12 protein-coding genes are annotated in these 13,684 nt (G+C 73.7%); 8 read left to right on the top strand and 4 right to left on the bottom strand.

Annotated elements, in window-relative coordinates:
* The first annotated feature begins 15 nt into the window (after positions 1-15).
* Positions 16-831, top strand: a complete 816-nt coding sequence (locus PS467_RS13485; protein ID WP_311035481.1) for an ABC transporter permease — start codon at positions 16-18, stop codon at positions 829-831.
* A 191-nt stretch (positions 832-1,022) separates the two neighbouring features.
* Positions 1,023-1,604, top strand: a complete 582-nt coding sequence (locus PS467_RS13480; RefSeq protein WP_268971741.1) for a TMEM165/GDT1 family protein — start codon at positions 1,023-1,025, stop codon at positions 1,602-1,604.
* A gap of 1,027 nt (positions 1,605-2,631) precedes the next feature.
* On the opposite strand, the gene PS467_RS13475 is transcribed toward PS467_RS13480, so the two are convergent.
* Both PS467_RS13475 and PS467_RS13470 read right to left on the bottom strand, forming a co-directional pair.
* Positions 2,632-3,282, bottom strand: a complete 651-nt coding sequence (locus tag PS467_RS13475) for an HAD-IA family hydrolase (protein ID WP_311035480.1) — start codon at positions 3,280-3,282, stop codon at positions 2,632-2,634.
* A gap of 176 nt (positions 3,283-3,458) precedes the next feature.
* Positions 3,459-4,511: a peptidoglycan-binding domain-containing protein gene (locus tag PS467_RS13470; RefSeq protein WP_311035479.1), complete on the bottom strand. Its 1,053-nt coding sequence runs from the start codon at positions 4,509-4,511 to the stop codon at positions 3,459-3,461.
* Between the two features lie 176 nt (positions 4,512-4,687).
* On the opposite strand from PS467_RS13470, the gene PS467_RS13465 reads away from it, so the two are divergent.
* A complete protein-coding gene (locus PS467_RS13465) occupies positions 4,688-6,781 on the top strand; it encodes an MFS transporter (RefSeq protein WP_311035478.1) in 2,094 nt (697 codons plus the stop codon).
* Between the two features lie 207 nt (positions 6,782-6,988).
* Here PS467_RS13465 and PS467_RS13460 read toward each other — a convergent pair whose 3' ends face one another.
* Positions 6,989-7,528, bottom strand: coding sequence for a GNAT family N-acetyltransferase (locus tag PS467_RS13460; protein WP_311035477.1), 540 nt, complete (start codon positions 7,526-7,528; stop codon positions 6,989-6,991).
* Positions 7,529-7,653: 125 nt separating this feature from the next.
* On the opposite strand from PS467_RS13460, the gene PS467_RS13455 reads away from it, so the two are divergent.
* The 5 genes from PS467_RS13455 (at position 7,654) to PS467_RS13435 (ending at position 11,583) form a co-directional block, all read left to right on the top strand.
* Positions 7,654-8,349 (top strand): hypothetical protein, encoded by a 696-nt coding sequence (locus PS467_RS13455; protein WP_311035476.1) that lies wholly within the window; start codon positions 7,654-7,656, stop codon positions 8,347-8,349.
* Between the two features lie 326 nt (positions 8,350-8,675).
* The gene (locus PS467_RS13450) at positions 8,676-8,942 is read left to right on the top strand and encodes a hypothetical protein (protein WP_311035475.1); all 267 of its coding nucleotides are present in this window, start codon (positions 8,676-8,678) and stop codon (positions 8,940-8,942) included.
* Between the two features lie 138 nt (positions 8,943-9,080).
* A complete protein-coding gene (locus tag PS467_RS13445) occupies positions 9,081-9,656 on the top strand; it encodes a helix-turn-helix domain-containing protein (RefSeq protein WP_311035474.1) in 576 nt (191 codons plus the stop codon).
* Between the two features lie 86 nt (positions 9,657-9,742).
* On the top strand, positions 9,743-10,297 hold the full coding sequence (locus PS467_RS13440) for a GNAT family N-acetyltransferase (protein WP_311035473.1): 555 nt from the start codon (positions 9,743-9,745) through the stop codon (positions 10,295-10,297).
* A 140-nt stretch (positions 10,298-10,437) separates the two neighbouring features.
* Positions 10,438-11,583, top strand: coding sequence for a serine hydrolase domain-containing protein (locus PS467_RS13435; RefSeq protein WP_311035472.1), 1,146 nt, complete (start codon positions 10,438-10,440; stop codon positions 11,581-11,583).
* A 492-nt stretch (positions 11,584-12,075) separates the two neighbouring features.
* Here PS467_RS13435 and thrS read toward each other — a convergent pair whose 3' ends face one another.
* Positions 12,076-13,308, bottom strand: coding sequence for a threonine--tRNA ligase (gene thrS / locus PS467_RS13430; RefSeq protein WP_311035471.1), 1,233 nt, complete (start codon positions 13,306-13,308; stop codon positions 12,076-12,078).
* Positions 13,309-13,684: the final 376 nt, after the last annotated feature.

Below are 13,684 nucleotides of genomic sequence, written 5' to 3'. Positions count from 1 at the left end.
CCGTAAGGTGGCCGTGTGCTCAGCGCCCCCTCCCTCGCGGCCGCGGCATTGCTGCCGGTCAACGTCACACTCGGGGTGGTGCTCGGCGCGCTGCTGCTGGCCGCCGTCACCGTCGCCGCTCGAGCGCGGCTCGCGGACAGCCGTGAGCGCGGGTACGCGCGCGCCATGGCGCTCGCCGGCGCGCGGGCGGCCGCCCAACTGGCCGCCGTCTCCTACGCCATCGGCTGGGTGGTCCGGTCCGTACCGCTGCTGCTGGCCTTCGTGGCCCTGATGTTCGCCGTCGCCGTACGGACCGCGGGCCGCCGGATCACGCCTAACGCCACCTGGTGGTGGGCGGCGGTGCCGATCGCCGCCGGGGTGGCGCCGGTGGTGGCCACCTTGCTGCTGACCGGGCTGGTGCCGCTCAAGGGCGTCGCGCTGATCCCCGTCACCGGCATCCTCATCGGGGGCGCGCTCACCGCCACCGTGCTCGGCGGACGGCGGGCGCTGGACGAGCTGACCGCGCGCCACGGTGAGGTGGAGGCGGGGCTCGCGCTCGGGCTCTTGGACCGGGACGCCCGGCTGGAGATCGCCCGCCCGGCGGCCTCGGACGCACTGCTGCCGGGGCTCGACCAGACCCGGACTGTGGGACTTGTCACACTTCCCGGCGCGTTCGTCGGCATGCTGCTGGGCGGCGCCTCGCCCGTACTGGCGGGCGCGGTGCAGCTGTTCGTCCTGGTCGCGCTGATGGCGGTGCAGGCGGTGGCGGTCGCGGTGGTGCTGGAGCTGGTGGCCGCGGGGCGGCTGCACCGGAGGGTTCCCGTATCCTTGTCGGCAGCAGAAGGGGAGTAGCTCCTCGCCGGACCGTCGACATACTGCCCGCCCATCGAGGTGCGGGCCGGCGCCCGGAGCGTACGGAACCACCGCGGAGCGCGGGGCCGTGCGCCAGCGAGACCTTCGGCCGCAGTGTCCGACGCTGCCGTGCCGAAGCGATCCCTCCCCGGGGCCCTTGGCGCGGCCCGACCTATGAGGTAATCCGTCCCGTGTTCAGCATCACCGTCGCCGCCGTGGTCTTCGGCGTCGTCTTCCTCGCCGAACTTCCCGACAAGACCGCCCTGGCCGGGCTGATGCTCGGCACCCGCTACCGGGCGTCGTACGTCTTCGTCGGCGTGGCCGCGGCCTTCGCCCTCCACGTGCTGCTCGCGATCGCGGCGGGCAGCGTGCTCACCCTGCTGCCGCACCGGCTGCTCCAGGCGATCGTGGGCGTGCTCTTCCTCGGCGGAGCGGCGATGCTGCTCCTGAAGAAGGACGACGAGGAGGAGGAGATCCGCAAACCCGCCGACCAGAGCTTCTGGAAGGTCTCCGGGGCGGGCTTCATGCTGATCCTGGTCGCCGAGTTCGGAGATCTGACCCAGATCATGACCGCGAACCTCGCCGCCCGCTACGACGACCCGCTGTCGGTGGGCGTGGGCGCGGTGCTGGCGCTGTGGGCCGTCGCGGGGCTGGGCATCGTGGGCGGCCGCACCCTCATGCGGTTCGTACCACTGCGGCTGATCACCAAGGTCGCGGCGCTGGTGATGCTGGCGCTGGGCGGGTTCAGCCTGTACGAGGCCATCACGAGCTGAGCGGCCCCACCCTGGCCGCGCCCCGCTCGGGCTGCGCCCCCGCTCGGGCTGCGGCCCTGCCTGGGCTGCGGCCCCACTCCTCGCCGTGGGCCCACCTGGGCTGCGGTCCCTCCCGGGTTGTGCCCCACCCGGGGGTTGCGGCCCCTCCTGGGTTGCGGCCCCACCTTGGCCGCGCCGCATCCGGGCTGCGCCCCACTCGGGCCGCCGCCCCACTCCTCGCCGTGGGCCCACTCCTCGCGTGGGCCCACCCGGGCTGCGGCCCCACTCCTGGCCGCGCCACACCCGGGCTGCGGCCCCACTCCTCGCCGTGGGCCCACCTGGGCTGCGGCCCCTCCCGGGTTGTGCCCGACCCGGGTTGCGGCCCCTCCTGGTTTGCGGCCCCACCCTGGCCGCGCCCCGCTCGGGCTGCGGCCCTGCTCGGGCTGCGGCTCTGCTCGGGCTGCGGCCCTGCCTGGGCTGCGCCCCCGCTCGGGCTGCGGCTCTGCTCGGGCTGCGGCCCTGCCTGGGCTGCGCCCCCACTCGGGCTGCGGCCCCACTCCTCGCCGTGGGCCCACCCGGGTTGTGGCCCCTCCCGGGGCCGCGCTCCATCCGGGCTGCGGTCCCACTCGGGCTGCGCCCCTGCCTGGGCTGCGGCCTTGCTCGGGCCGCCGCCCCACTCGTCGCCGTGGGCCCACCTGGGCTGCGGCCCCAGACATCGTCGCGCCCCTACCCGCGCCCCGGGTGGGGAGTGGGGCTGCGGCTGGGGGCGGGTCGTGGCGCCAGCCCTGGGTTGCGGCGCTCGGTCCTGGCCGTGGGGTCGGTCCTGGGGGCGTGGTCCTGGGGGCGTGGTGCTCGGCCCTGGGGTGCCGGGTCGGTCCTGGGCTGTGGCGCTCAGTCCTGGGCGCGGTGCTCGGCTCGGGGGCGTGGGATCGGTTGCTCGGGAGCGCGCTATCAGTCCCGGGGCGTGGCGCTCGGCTCTGGGGCGCGGTGCTCAGACCTGGGTTGCGGTGGTCGGTCCTGCGTGGGGCGCGGCGCGTGGTGGCGGGGCTCAGGCCGTGAAGTTCAGCCGCAGGGTGCCGTCGGGCAGCGGCTCGACCCGTACCTGCTCCAGGTCCCGCACATGGGCGTCCGGGGCGTGCGCCGCGGCGCGCGCCCCCACTCCGACCACTCGCATCCCGGCCGCCCGGCCCGCCGCGATGCCGACCTCCGAGTCCTCGAAGACCACACAGTCGGCGGGGGCGAAGCCCAGCTCGGCGGCGCCCTTGAGGAAGCCCTCCGGGTCCGGCTTGCTCGCGCCGACGCACTCGGCGGTGATCCGCACCCGCGGCATCGGCAGTTCGGCGGCGCCCATCCGGGCGGTGGCGAGCGCCTTGTCGGCGGAGGTCACCAGGGCGTGCGGAAGACCGGCCAGCGAGGCCAAGAAGGCGGGCGCGCCGGGCACCGGCACGACGCCGTCGAGATCGTTGGTCTCCCACTCCAGCATCCGCTGGTTGTCCGCCAGGTTCCGCTCGACCGGACGGTCGGGCAGGAGCACCGCCATCGTCGCGTGGCCCTGCCGCCCGTGGACGATCCCGAGTACGCGCTCGGCGTCCAGTCCCTGCTCCGCCGCCCACCGCCGCCAGCAGCGCTCGACCACGGCGTCGGAGTTGACCAGGGTGCCGTCCATGTCGAGGAGCAGTGCGCGGGCGGTGAGGGACATCGAGACTCCTGGGCGGGAGCGCGGAAAGAGACAAGCGGCCCCGCCCGCCGGTCAGGGAGAGCGGGCGGAGCCACTTTGTTCCTCCACGATACAAAGCGCGACCGTGCTGCGCCAGGGGGGTGGGCCCTCAGGGTTCGATTCCGCGCCGGAGGGCGGCCTGGCCCAGGGCAGGTCTACTAGGGCTCGTCGGTTCTGGATTCGAGGTCGTGGCGGGTGTTCTCGCCGTAGACGCCGTCCGGATCGCCCGTGATGTCGTGCTGGCCCTGGTAGCTGGAGACCGCGTTGCGCACCCCGGCGTCGTACTCCCCGTCCGCCACGCCTATGTAGAGCAGCAGCTGGGCCAGCCGCTTCTGTAGCTCGACCACCTCGGCCCCGCTGTCCCCCTCGCTCAGCACCGGCGGACCGGTGGGCCCGGGGGTATCGGACGGGTCGGCCGTCGGCTCGCCGGAGGCGGTCGGCTCGGGCTGGTCCGTCGAGCGGGTCGCGGAGGCCGATGCCGAGGGGCGGGCGGTGGCCGGTGCGGCGGTCTCGCTCGGGGTCGCGCTCGCCCGCGCGGAGCCGGACGCGGAGGGGTGGGCCGTCGCGCTCGGCGAGGGGGTGCCGGACGCGCTCTCCTCGTCGGCCGGAGTGTCGTCGGCCGGGGCGCTGGTGCGGATGTCGGCCAGCGCGCGGTCGTCCGAGCCGCCGCCGGCGTCCTGGTGGTCCCCGCCGAGTAAGCCGGTGCCGATCGCCAGCGAACCGGCCACCGCCACGGCGGCCGCCCCCGCGAGCACGGTCGCCACGGCCTTGCGCCTGCTCCTGCGGTGGCGGATGGGGCCGGGGCCGGGGGCGTCGTACTCGTCGGCCTCGGGGGCGGCACTGCCCGCCGCGTCGGACGGCGCCGCATCGGACTGTGCCGCGTCGGACAGTGCCGCCTCGCCCCCGCCGCGTCTCTCCTCGACGCGGTCCAGCACCCGCGTCTCCTCGGCGTCCCCCTTCCCCGACCTCTCCGACGTCCCCGGCTTCTCCGGCTTCTGCGGCGCGTCGAACAGCCGCAGATCACGTGGATCCGGCCCGCCCGCGCTCTCCTCCGAGAGCGTCACATACGGACGCAGATGGGTCTGGTCATCGGTCTCGCCTGCCGTCGCGGCGGACGCGGCGGACGCGGCGGCGCGTGCGGCACACGTACAGCCGGGGCGGCCGTTGGCGCGCGCCGGTGCGAAGCAGTGCGGGCAGGACTCTGCCGTCACGGAACCTTCCCTCCCTGGAGTCGCAGCGATTATGCGCATCCGATCCCCTTCCGCGCAGGCGTTCGCCCGCTGCGTGGACGGACCCGGCGGTCCGTAACAGGGCATAAGGGCGGGGATGGGGTGAGGATGGGGTGAGGACGAAGGGGGATGGCGGATCGAGCGGTCGAGGAGTCGCCATGGCGTGGGACGCCGGCAGCCCGGCTCCGGCCCCGGGAGCCTCCGGCGCCGTGGCCCCCGGCCCGGGTGAGGGCCGGTCGCGGCGCACGGTTCTGGTGGCCATCGGCGCGCTGCTGCTCGGCATGCTGCTCGCCGCGCTCGATCAGACGATCGTCTCCACCGCGCTGCCCACGATCGTCAGCGACCTCGGCGGCCTGGAGCATCTGTCCTGGGTCGTCACCGCGTATCTCCTCGCCTCGACCGCCGCCACCCCGCTGTGGGGCAAGCTGGGCGACCAGTACGGACGCAAGAAGCTCTTCCAGGCCGCGATCGTCATCTTTCTGATCGGCTCCGTGCTGTGCGGCGTCGCCCAGAACATGGCCGAACTCATCGCCTTCCGAGCGCTCCAGGGGCTGGGCGGCGGTGGCCTCATGGTGCTGTCGATGGCCATCGTCGGCGATATCGTCCCGCCCCGTGACCGAGGCCGCTACCAGGGGCTCTTCGGCGCCGTCTTCAGCGCCACCAGTGTGCTGGGGCCGCTGCTGGGCGGGGTGTTCGTCGACCGTCTCAGCTGGCGCTGGGTCTTCTACGTCAACCTGCCCGTCGGCATCGTCGCCCTTCTCGTCGTCGCCTCCGTGCTGCACATCCCGGTGCGCCGCACCCCGCACACCATCGACTACCTCGGCACCTTCCTGATCGCCCTGGTCGCCGCCGCCCTGGTGCTGATGACCTCTCTCGGCGGGGTCAGCTACGGCTGGGGGTCCTGGCAGATCATCGGGCTCGCGGTGGCCGGCCTGGTGCTGCTGGCGGCCTTCGTACGAGTGGAGTCCCGCGCGGCCGAGCCGGTGCTGCCACTGGCGCTCTTCCGCAGCCGCACCTTCACGCTCTGCGCGGTCATCAGCTTCATCATCGGCTTCGCGATGTTCGGCAGCATGACGTTTCTGCCGACCTTCCTCCAGATCGTGCAGGGTGTCTCACCGACCGCGTCCGGCCTCCACCTGCTGCCGCTGGTCCTCGGCACGCTGGTCTGCTCCACCCTCTCCGGCCAGCTGGTCAGCCGCACCGGCCGGTACAAGGTCTTCCCGGTCCTGGGCACCGCGATCACCGCCGTCGGCCTGCTGCTCCTGCACCAGCTGCGGGAGTCCAGCGGGGTGGTGGAGATGAGCGCGTACTTCTTCGTCTTCGGCTGCGGTCTCGGCCTGGTCATCCAGGTGCTGGTGCTGATCGTGCAGAACTCGGTCGGCTACCGGGACCTGGGCGTCGCCACCTCGGGTGCGACCTTCTTCCGCTCGATCGGCGCCTCGTTCGGCGTCTCCGTCTTCGGCGCGATCTTCGCCAACAACCTCGGTCCGCACCTCGCCGACGCCGTCGCCGGGCGTCGCCTGCCCCCCGGCGTCACCCCCGCCGGCCTCAGTTCCGACCCCCGGGCCATCGGCCGGCTGCCGGCGGTGGAGCGGGCGGCGGTGCGGCACGCGTTCTCCGTCTCCATCACCGACGTCTTCCTGTACGCGGTGCCGGTCGTACTGCTCGCCTTCCTCCTCGCCTGGTACCTCCGCGAGGAGCCGCTGCGCGGCAGCGTCACCGCGCCGGACGGCAGCGAGATACTCGCCAGCAACCCCGTGGAACGCTCCTCGCGCGACGAGTGCGCCCGCGCGCTGTCCCTGCTCGGCAGCCGGGAGGGCCGCCGGGAGATCTACACGGACATCACCCGACGCGCCGGGCTCGACCTCGGACCGGCCGCGAGCTGGATGCTGCTGCGCATCCACCACTACGGCTCGGTCGAACCCGCGGTGCTCGCCGAGCGCACGCCCCTGCCGCTGCGGGTCGTCACCGAGGCGGCCCGGCAGATCGAGGAACGCGGTCTGGGCCGCCGCTACGGGCTGGAGCTGACCCTCACGGAGGACGGCCGTGAGGCCGCCGCGAGGCTCTTCCGGGCGCGCGAGGCGTCCCTCGCGGAACTCCTGGGCGACTGGTGGTCACCCGACCGCCCGACCGACCTGAGCGCGCTGGTGGACGAGCTGACGCGCGAGCTGTGCGGCTCCGACGCGGAACAGCCGCGAGGCGCCGCCCCGCTCCCCGACCACCGCTGCCCGCCACGGTGGCGAGAACCCTGACCTCGTGGCCCGGGGTCCGACGGGTCGTGTCTTGGCCCAGGGGGGCCGGGGGCACGGGTCCTGCCTCGGTCCTGCGGGCCGGGGGCACGGGTCGAGTCTTGGCCTCGGCCCAGCGGTTCGGGAGGCACCGGTCCTGTCTCGGCCCAGGGGGCCGGGGCGGGTCACGGGACCTGCCCTGGCTCAGCGGGCCAGGGGCCACGCACCGTCTCAGCCCAGCTCCTTGGCCAGCCAGACCTCGGCGTACGGCCCCTGCGTGAACGGCGCGACCTCCCGGTAGCCGTGCCGCGCGTACAGCGCACGGGCCTCCACCAGATCGAGGCGGGTGTCGAGCGCGATCCGCTCGGCGCCCAGCTCCCGCGCCACCGCCTCGACGGCCGTGAGCAGCGCGGCGCCCCCGCCCAGCCCCCGCTTGGCGGGCCGTACGAACACCCGCTTCAGCTCTGCCGTACGCGCGTCCAGCAGCCGCAGTCCCGCACATCCGGCGAGCTCACCCGCGTGACGCGCCAGCAGGAACACCCCGCGCGGCGGGGCGAGGTCGTCGCTGGGCATCTCCGCGAGCGCCCGCTCGATCTCCTCGGGGGTCGAGTCCCGCGCCTCGTGGAGCCGGTAGTAGCGGTCGGCGACATCGACGAGGTACTCGCGCAGCAGCATGGCCGAGACGGGGTCGTCGACGGGCCCTGCGGCGACCGTCCAGGCGCGGGCGGCCGGGACGCGCGAACCGGCGGGGGAGCGGGGCGTACTCGTCATGTCCGGCATCCTGGCACCGCTTTTCCCCTGAACGCACCGCAGTTTGAGGGCCCAAGACCGGGCTACCCGATGGAAGGAGCCCCCGAACGCCGAGGGGGAAGCCAGCGGGAAGGCAGAAGCAGACCATGTCAACTGCTGCGATCAGCATCGTGGTTGCCGTCGCGGTCGTCCTCGCGGCCGCGCTCGTCATCCGCGTCGTCCGCGCGGGCGCCAGCCGTAGGGAACGCGCTCTGCGACGCCGCTTCGGACCCGAGTACGAACTCACCGTCGCCCAGCACGCGGGCGACGCCAAGGCGGCGCAGCGCGAGCTGGACGAACGGCTGCGGATGTACGGCGATGTGAGGACCCAGCCCCTGTCCGGTGAGCTGCGTGAGCGGTACGTGGCCGAATGGGCCGGTGCGCAGGAGATGTTCATCGAGTCCCCGGAACGTGCGGTGGCCGGCGCCGATCAGCTGCTGGCCCGGCTCGCCCGCGACCGGGGCTATCCGTCGGACGGTTACGAGGAGCAGGTGGCGGCGCTGTCCGTGCACCACGCCGACCACGTCCAGGGCTACCGGCAGATCCATGACGCGGCCGTACGCGCCGGCCAGGGGCAGGCGGACACCGAGGAGCTGCGCGAGGCCGTGGTGCACGCCCGGCCGTTCTTCGAGGCGCTGGTCAGGCCCCCGCACCACAGCGCCACCGCCCGCCCCGAGACCACGCGGCAGTATCACGGCGGGCGGCAGCACAGCCGACTCCACCGGTGGCTGCCGGGCACCGGGACGGGGCCGGGGGCGGGCCACGCCCGGCTCGGCCACACGAGGAAGGGCGGCGCGTGGTGACGGACCCGACGGACCCGACCGGCGACCCGTCGGACCCGACGGGCGACCCGACGGGGAACCATGGCCGACGACGCCAGGCGCCGCCCCCGTCGATGGGCATGCCGGAGACAGCCTCGCCGATGCCGACGAACGGACACGGAACCGGAAACGGACACGGAACCGGAAACGGAAACGGGCACGGAAACGGGCACGGAAACGGGACCAGGCCCACGACGCCATGGCAGCCGTCCGCACCTTCCACGCCGCCCGCACCGTCCGAGCTGTCCTGGCCGTCCGAGCAGCCCTCCGCCGGTTTGCCGGGTACCCCGAACGGTCCCAGCTTCCCCGTGCTGCCGACGAGCGAGCACGACGAGCTGGCCCAGCGGCTGCGGTTCGCGATCAGCGGCTTCGTGGACTCCCCGCGCGGCGCGGTCGAGGAGGCCGATACCCTGCTCGAGGAGGTGGCCACCCGGCTCGCCGACCTCCTGGCCGAACGCCGCGGCACGCTGCGTGCCGCCTGGCACGAGGATGACGCGGTCATCTCGGAGACGGAAGAGCTGCGGCTGGCGATGCGGGGTTACCGCAATGTGCTGGAGCGTCTCATCAGTATCTGAAGTATCCGAAGAGTCTGACGTATCCGACCGCCCGCGACCATCCACCTGGCCGCCGCCCGGCTTCTCCCTCCGGGCGGCGGCCATTCTCATGCCCTGGAGCCGGGGGAGTCTTCCCGGATATGGGATAACCTCTCGGATATGGGAGAGCTGGAATGCGTCGAACCCCTGGAGGCCCGACTGGCCGCCCGGCTCGGCGATCTGCGCATGGAACGGGGCTGGTCGCTGGACGAGTTGGCGCGGCGGGCGGGCATCAGCCGCTCGACGCTGTCGCGTCTCGAACGCGGCGAGATCAGCCCCACCGCCGCCCTGCTCAACAAGTTGTGCACGGTCTACGAGCGCACGATGTCGCGGCTGCTGGCCGAGGTGGAGTCGGAGCCGCCGCAGGTGGTGCGCGCCGCCGCGCAGTCCATGTGGCGGGACCGGACATCGGGGTTCACCCGCCGCTCGGTGTCCCCGCCGCATCCGGGGCTGCGCGGTGAGGTGATCGAGGGCACGCTGCGTCCGGGCGCGGACATCGCCTACGACGGGCCACCGGTCCCCGGCGTCGAGCAGCACATCTGGGTTCTGGAGGGCGCGGTGGAGATTACGGCCAACGGCCATGTGCACGAGCTCGAGGCGGGGGACTGTCTGCGGTTCCGGCTGTGGGGAAGCTCGCGGTTCCGCTGTGTGGGCTCCGCACCGGTGCGCTACGCCCTGCTGGTCGTCCTCCCGTAACACCGCCAGACCGCCGGACGACAGCCCGTCAGGCAACCAGCCCGTCAGGCACCAGCCCGTCAGACCCCGCAGAAGGAGAAACCGCCGTGCCCTCACCCCACCGCATCGACCGCCTGACCGCCGCCGACTTCCCCGACGCGGTCAAGGGACTGGCCGAGCTCCTGGTCGACGTCGTCGACGACGGCGCCTCGCTGGGCTTCCTGGCCCCCTTCGACCATGAGGCCGCCGCGTCCTGGTGGCGGACCCAGGCCCCGGCGGTGGCCGACGGCACCCTCGCCGTCTGGGTTTCCCGCGACGGTATGACCGGCATCAACGGCACCGTCAGCCTGGCCTTCTCCGGTAAGCCCAACGGCCGGCACCGGGCCGAGATCCTCAAGCTGATGGTCCGCCGCGACGCCCGGGGCCAGGGCATCGCCCGCGCCCTGCTGGCCACCGCCGAAGCGGCCGCCACCGCCGCCGGGGTCACCCTCCTGCTCCTGGACACCCGCACCGGCAGCACCGCCGAGCGGGTCTACGCCGCCGACGGCTGGACCCGTTTCGGCGTCGTCCCCGGCTACGCCACCGACCCGGACGGCTCCCTGGAGGACTCCAGCTTCTTCTACAAACACCTCGATACGCCGGTGACCCCGGCCGGAGCGTAAATCGGTCGTGGGAGTGGTGACCCCGGTCTAGGGTGGCGCGGTTGTCATCAGCAGGGACCACCAGCAGGGACCAGCAGGGACCAGCAGGGACCAGCAGGGATCAGCAGGACCAGCGGGGTCGCGGGAAGGGCGGGGGAGCCGTGGAGCGGTACAGCGGATGGGCCGACGAGGGATTCGGGGGCGTCGCCGACGCGTTCGCGCGGAACTTCGCGGAGTTCCCCGAACTCGGCGCGGCGGTGACCGTGTTCGCCGGCGGGCGCAAGGTCGTGGAGCTGTGGGGCGGGGTCGCGGACCAGGGGAGCGGGCGGGCGTGGCAGCGGGACACCGCCGTGCCGGTCTTCTCGTGTGCCAAGGGCATCGTGAGCGTCTGCGCCCACCTCCTCGCGCAGCAGGGGCGGCTGGACCTCGACGCCCCGGTGAGCCGGTACTGGCCGGAGTTCGGCCGGTACGGCAAGGAGGCCATCACCTGCCGTATGGTCCTCGGGCACCGGGCGGGGGTGCCCGTGCTCGACCGGGTGCTGGGATTCGAGGAGATCGCCGACTGGGCGCCGGTGATCCGCGCCGTCGAGGAACAGAAGCCGCTGTGGGAGCCGGACACGGCGTACGAGTACCACGGCCATGTCTTCGGCTTCCTCCTCGGTGAGGTCATCCGGCGGATCACCGGGCGCACCCCGGGCGCGTACTTCCGCGAGGCCGTGGGGGACCCGCTGGGACTGCGGGCCTGGATCGGGCTCCCCGTGGCGGAGATGGCCGGGCGGGCCCGGCTGGTCGAGGCCGAGGGGCGGCCCGGGATGCCGGGGCCCGAGCATCTGCTGACCCGCATCGTGACCATGAACGGCGCGCTGGCCTTCCCCGGCCTCGACGAGCCGCACGGCTGGAACGACCCGGCGCTGCTCGGCATGGAACTGCCCGGTGCGGGCGCCGTCGCGTCGGCGAGCGGGCTCGCCGGGCTGTACGCGGCGGCCGTGACCGGTATCGAGGGCCACGAGCGGCTGCTCACGCCCGAGACCGTGACGGACGCGGTCCGCGAGATCTCCTCCGGTAAGGGATGGCTCGGTTTCGACATGGGAGCGCGCTGGGGTTCGGGCTTCCTGCTCGACTCGCCGTCGTTCCGGCCGATGCTGGGGGAGCGCAGCTTCGGCAACGATGGAGCCGGCGGCCAGTTCGCCTTCGGTGACGACGAGTTCGGCGTGGGCTTCGCCTATGTGGCCAACCGCATGATCGGCCACGGCGACGCCCGCGCCTCCCGCCTCGTCGCCACCGTGCGGACCGCTCTCGACGGCTGACCCGCGGCCCCGGAATGGTGGATGGCGGACCCTCAGCTGCCGGTGGTGGGCGGTGGGTCCGCGGCCCCGGAATAGTGGATGGCGGACCCTCAGCTGCCGGTGGTGGGCGGTGGGTCCGCGGCCCCGGAATGGTGGATGGCGGGCCCTCAGCTTCCGTTCGTGGGCGGTGGGTCCGGGGCCCTGGCGGTGGGCGGCGGGCGCTCAGCTCCCGGCGGCGGGTGGTGGGTCTCTGGCTGCCGGTGGTGGGCGGTGGGTCCGCGGTCCCGGTGGTGGATGGCGGGCCCTCAGCTGCCGGTGGTGGGCGGTGGGTCCGGGGCCCTGGCGGTGGGCGGCGGGCGCTCAGCTCCTGGCGGTGGCTGGTGGGTCCCTGGCTGCCGGTGCTGGGCGGTGGGCCCGCGTCCCGATGGTGGACGGCGGGCCCTCAGCTCCCAGGCGGCGGGTCTACAGCCTCGGTGGTGGGCGGCTGTCCCGCAGACCGGCGGTGCGACGGCGTCATGCCTCGTCCCACAGGTCGGTGCTGTGCGCCGCGATCAGCGCGGCGATCCGGGCCAGGGTGTCGTCGGCCGCCTGCGGGGCCGGTCGGCGGCCGTCGCGTAGACGGAGGGCCACCCGGCCGTCGGCGGCCTCCCTGGCGCCCACGACGGCCTGGTAGGGGACGAGGCGGGCGGCCCGGATCCGGGCGCCCAGGCTGCCGCGTTCCGGTCCGGCCAGCTCCGCGCGCAGCCCGAGGTCCGCGCACCGCCGGACGAGCGCCTCGGCCTGCGGCAGCTCGGCCTCGGAGATCGGGAGGACCACCAGCTGGGTGGGGGCGAGCCAGGCGGGGAAGGCCCCGCCGTGCACCTCGATGAGATGGGCGACGGCCCGCTCCACGCTCCCGATGATGCTGCGGTGGACCATGACCGGACGGTGCCGGGCGCCGTCCGGGCCGATGTAGTGCAGGTCGAACCGCTCGGGCTGGTGGAAGTCGACCTGGACGGTGGACAGGGTGGACTCCCGGCCGGCGCCGTCCGCCACCTGCACATCGATCTTGGGGCCGTAGAACGCCGCCTCGCCCTCCACCGCCTCGTACGGCAGGCCGGAGCGGTCCAGGACGTCGGTCAGCAGGGCGGTCGACCGCCGCCACAGCTCGGGGGCGGCGACGTACTTCCCTCCCGGGCCCGGAAGGGAGAGCCGGTAGCGGGCCGGGGCGATGCCCAGCGCCTGGTACGCCCGGCGGATCATCTCCAGGGCCGCCCCCGCCTCGTCGGCGACCTGGTCCAGGGTGCAGAAGATATGGGCGTCGTTCAGCTGGATGGCCCGGACCCGGGTCAGTCCGCCGAGCACGCCCGACAGCTCCGAGCGGTACATCCCGCCCAGCTCGGCCATCCGCAGCGGCAACTCGCGGTAGCTGTGGGCGCGGGAGCGGTAGATCACCGCATGGTGCGGACACAGGCTCGGGCGCAGGACGACCTGCTCCCCGCCCGGCTGCGCGCCCAGTTCCATCGGGGGAAACATGTCGTCGCTGTAGTGCGACCAGTGCCCCGACAGCTCGTACAGCTCCCGCTTGCCGAGCACCGGCGAGTACACATGCCGGTAACCCGCCCGGCGCTCGGCGTCGCGGATGTACTCCTCCAGGGTGTGCCGTACGGTCGCGCCGTCCGGCAGCCAGTACGGCAAGCCGGCGCCGATCAGCGGGTCGGTGTCGAACAGGTCCAGCTCACGGCCGAGCTTGCGGTGGTCGGGCATCGCGGTCTCCTCGGGGAGGTCGGTGGATGTCGGTGGACATCGGGCGAGTGACCGCACGGCAAAGCCCCGGGGCACTCGCCCCGGGGCTTGGGATCAGAACGTCGATCAGCGCGCCGGGACACTCTCCGGCGTCGTCGTCATGGCAGCGCGCTTCATGCGGATGACGGTAGCAGGGGTCGGGCCGGGGCCGCCGCCGGTTTTCCGCGTGCGGCACCGGCCTGCGCCACCGGCCATCGGAACCGCGCACGGAACCGCGCGCCGGAACGGCGCAAGCGCACCGCGAACGCGCACCGGTACCGCGCATCGCGAACCCGCACCGGAAACGTGCAGGCAACACGAAACACGCAGGAAACACCGCTGTGCGCACTCGGTAACG

Origin of the sequence: Streptomyces luomodiensis, from assembly GCF_031679605.1 — a bacterium.
GTDB classification, from domain to species: domain Bacteria; phylum Actinomycetota; class Actinomycetes; order Streptomycetales; family Streptomycetaceae; genus Streptomyces; species Streptomyces luomodiensis.
The sequence above is the reverse complement of the archived record's forward strand: the minus strand, read 5'-3'. Positions and strand labels throughout refer to the sequence as shown.

Excerpts from the sequence above, each read along its gene's own strand:
- PS467_RS13475 (WP_311035480.1), bottom strand. The coding sequence starts at position 3,282 with ATGTCCCTCACCGCCCGCGCACTGCTCCTCGACATGGACGGCACCCTG.
- PS467_RS13465 (WP_311035478.1), top strand. The coding sequence starts at position 4,688 with ATGGCGTGGGACGCCGGCAGCCCGGCTCCGGCCCCGGGAGCCTCCGGC.
- PS467_RS13460 (WP_311035477.1), bottom strand. The coding sequence starts at position 7,528 with ATGACGAGTACGCCCCGCTCCCCCGCCGGTTCGCGCGTCCCGGCCGCC.
- PS467_RS13455 (WP_311035476.1), top strand. The coding sequence starts at position 7,654 with ATGTCAACTGCTGCGATCAGCATCGTGGTTGCCGTCGCGGTCGTCCTC.
- PS467_RS13445 (WP_311035474.1), top strand. The coding sequence starts at position 9,081 with ATGGGAGAGCTGGAATGCGTCGAACCCCTGGAGGCCCGACTGGCCGCC.
- thrS (WP_311035471.1), bottom strand. The coding sequence starts at position 13,308 with ATGCCCGACCACCGCAAGCTCGGCCGTGAGCTGGACCTGTTCGACACC.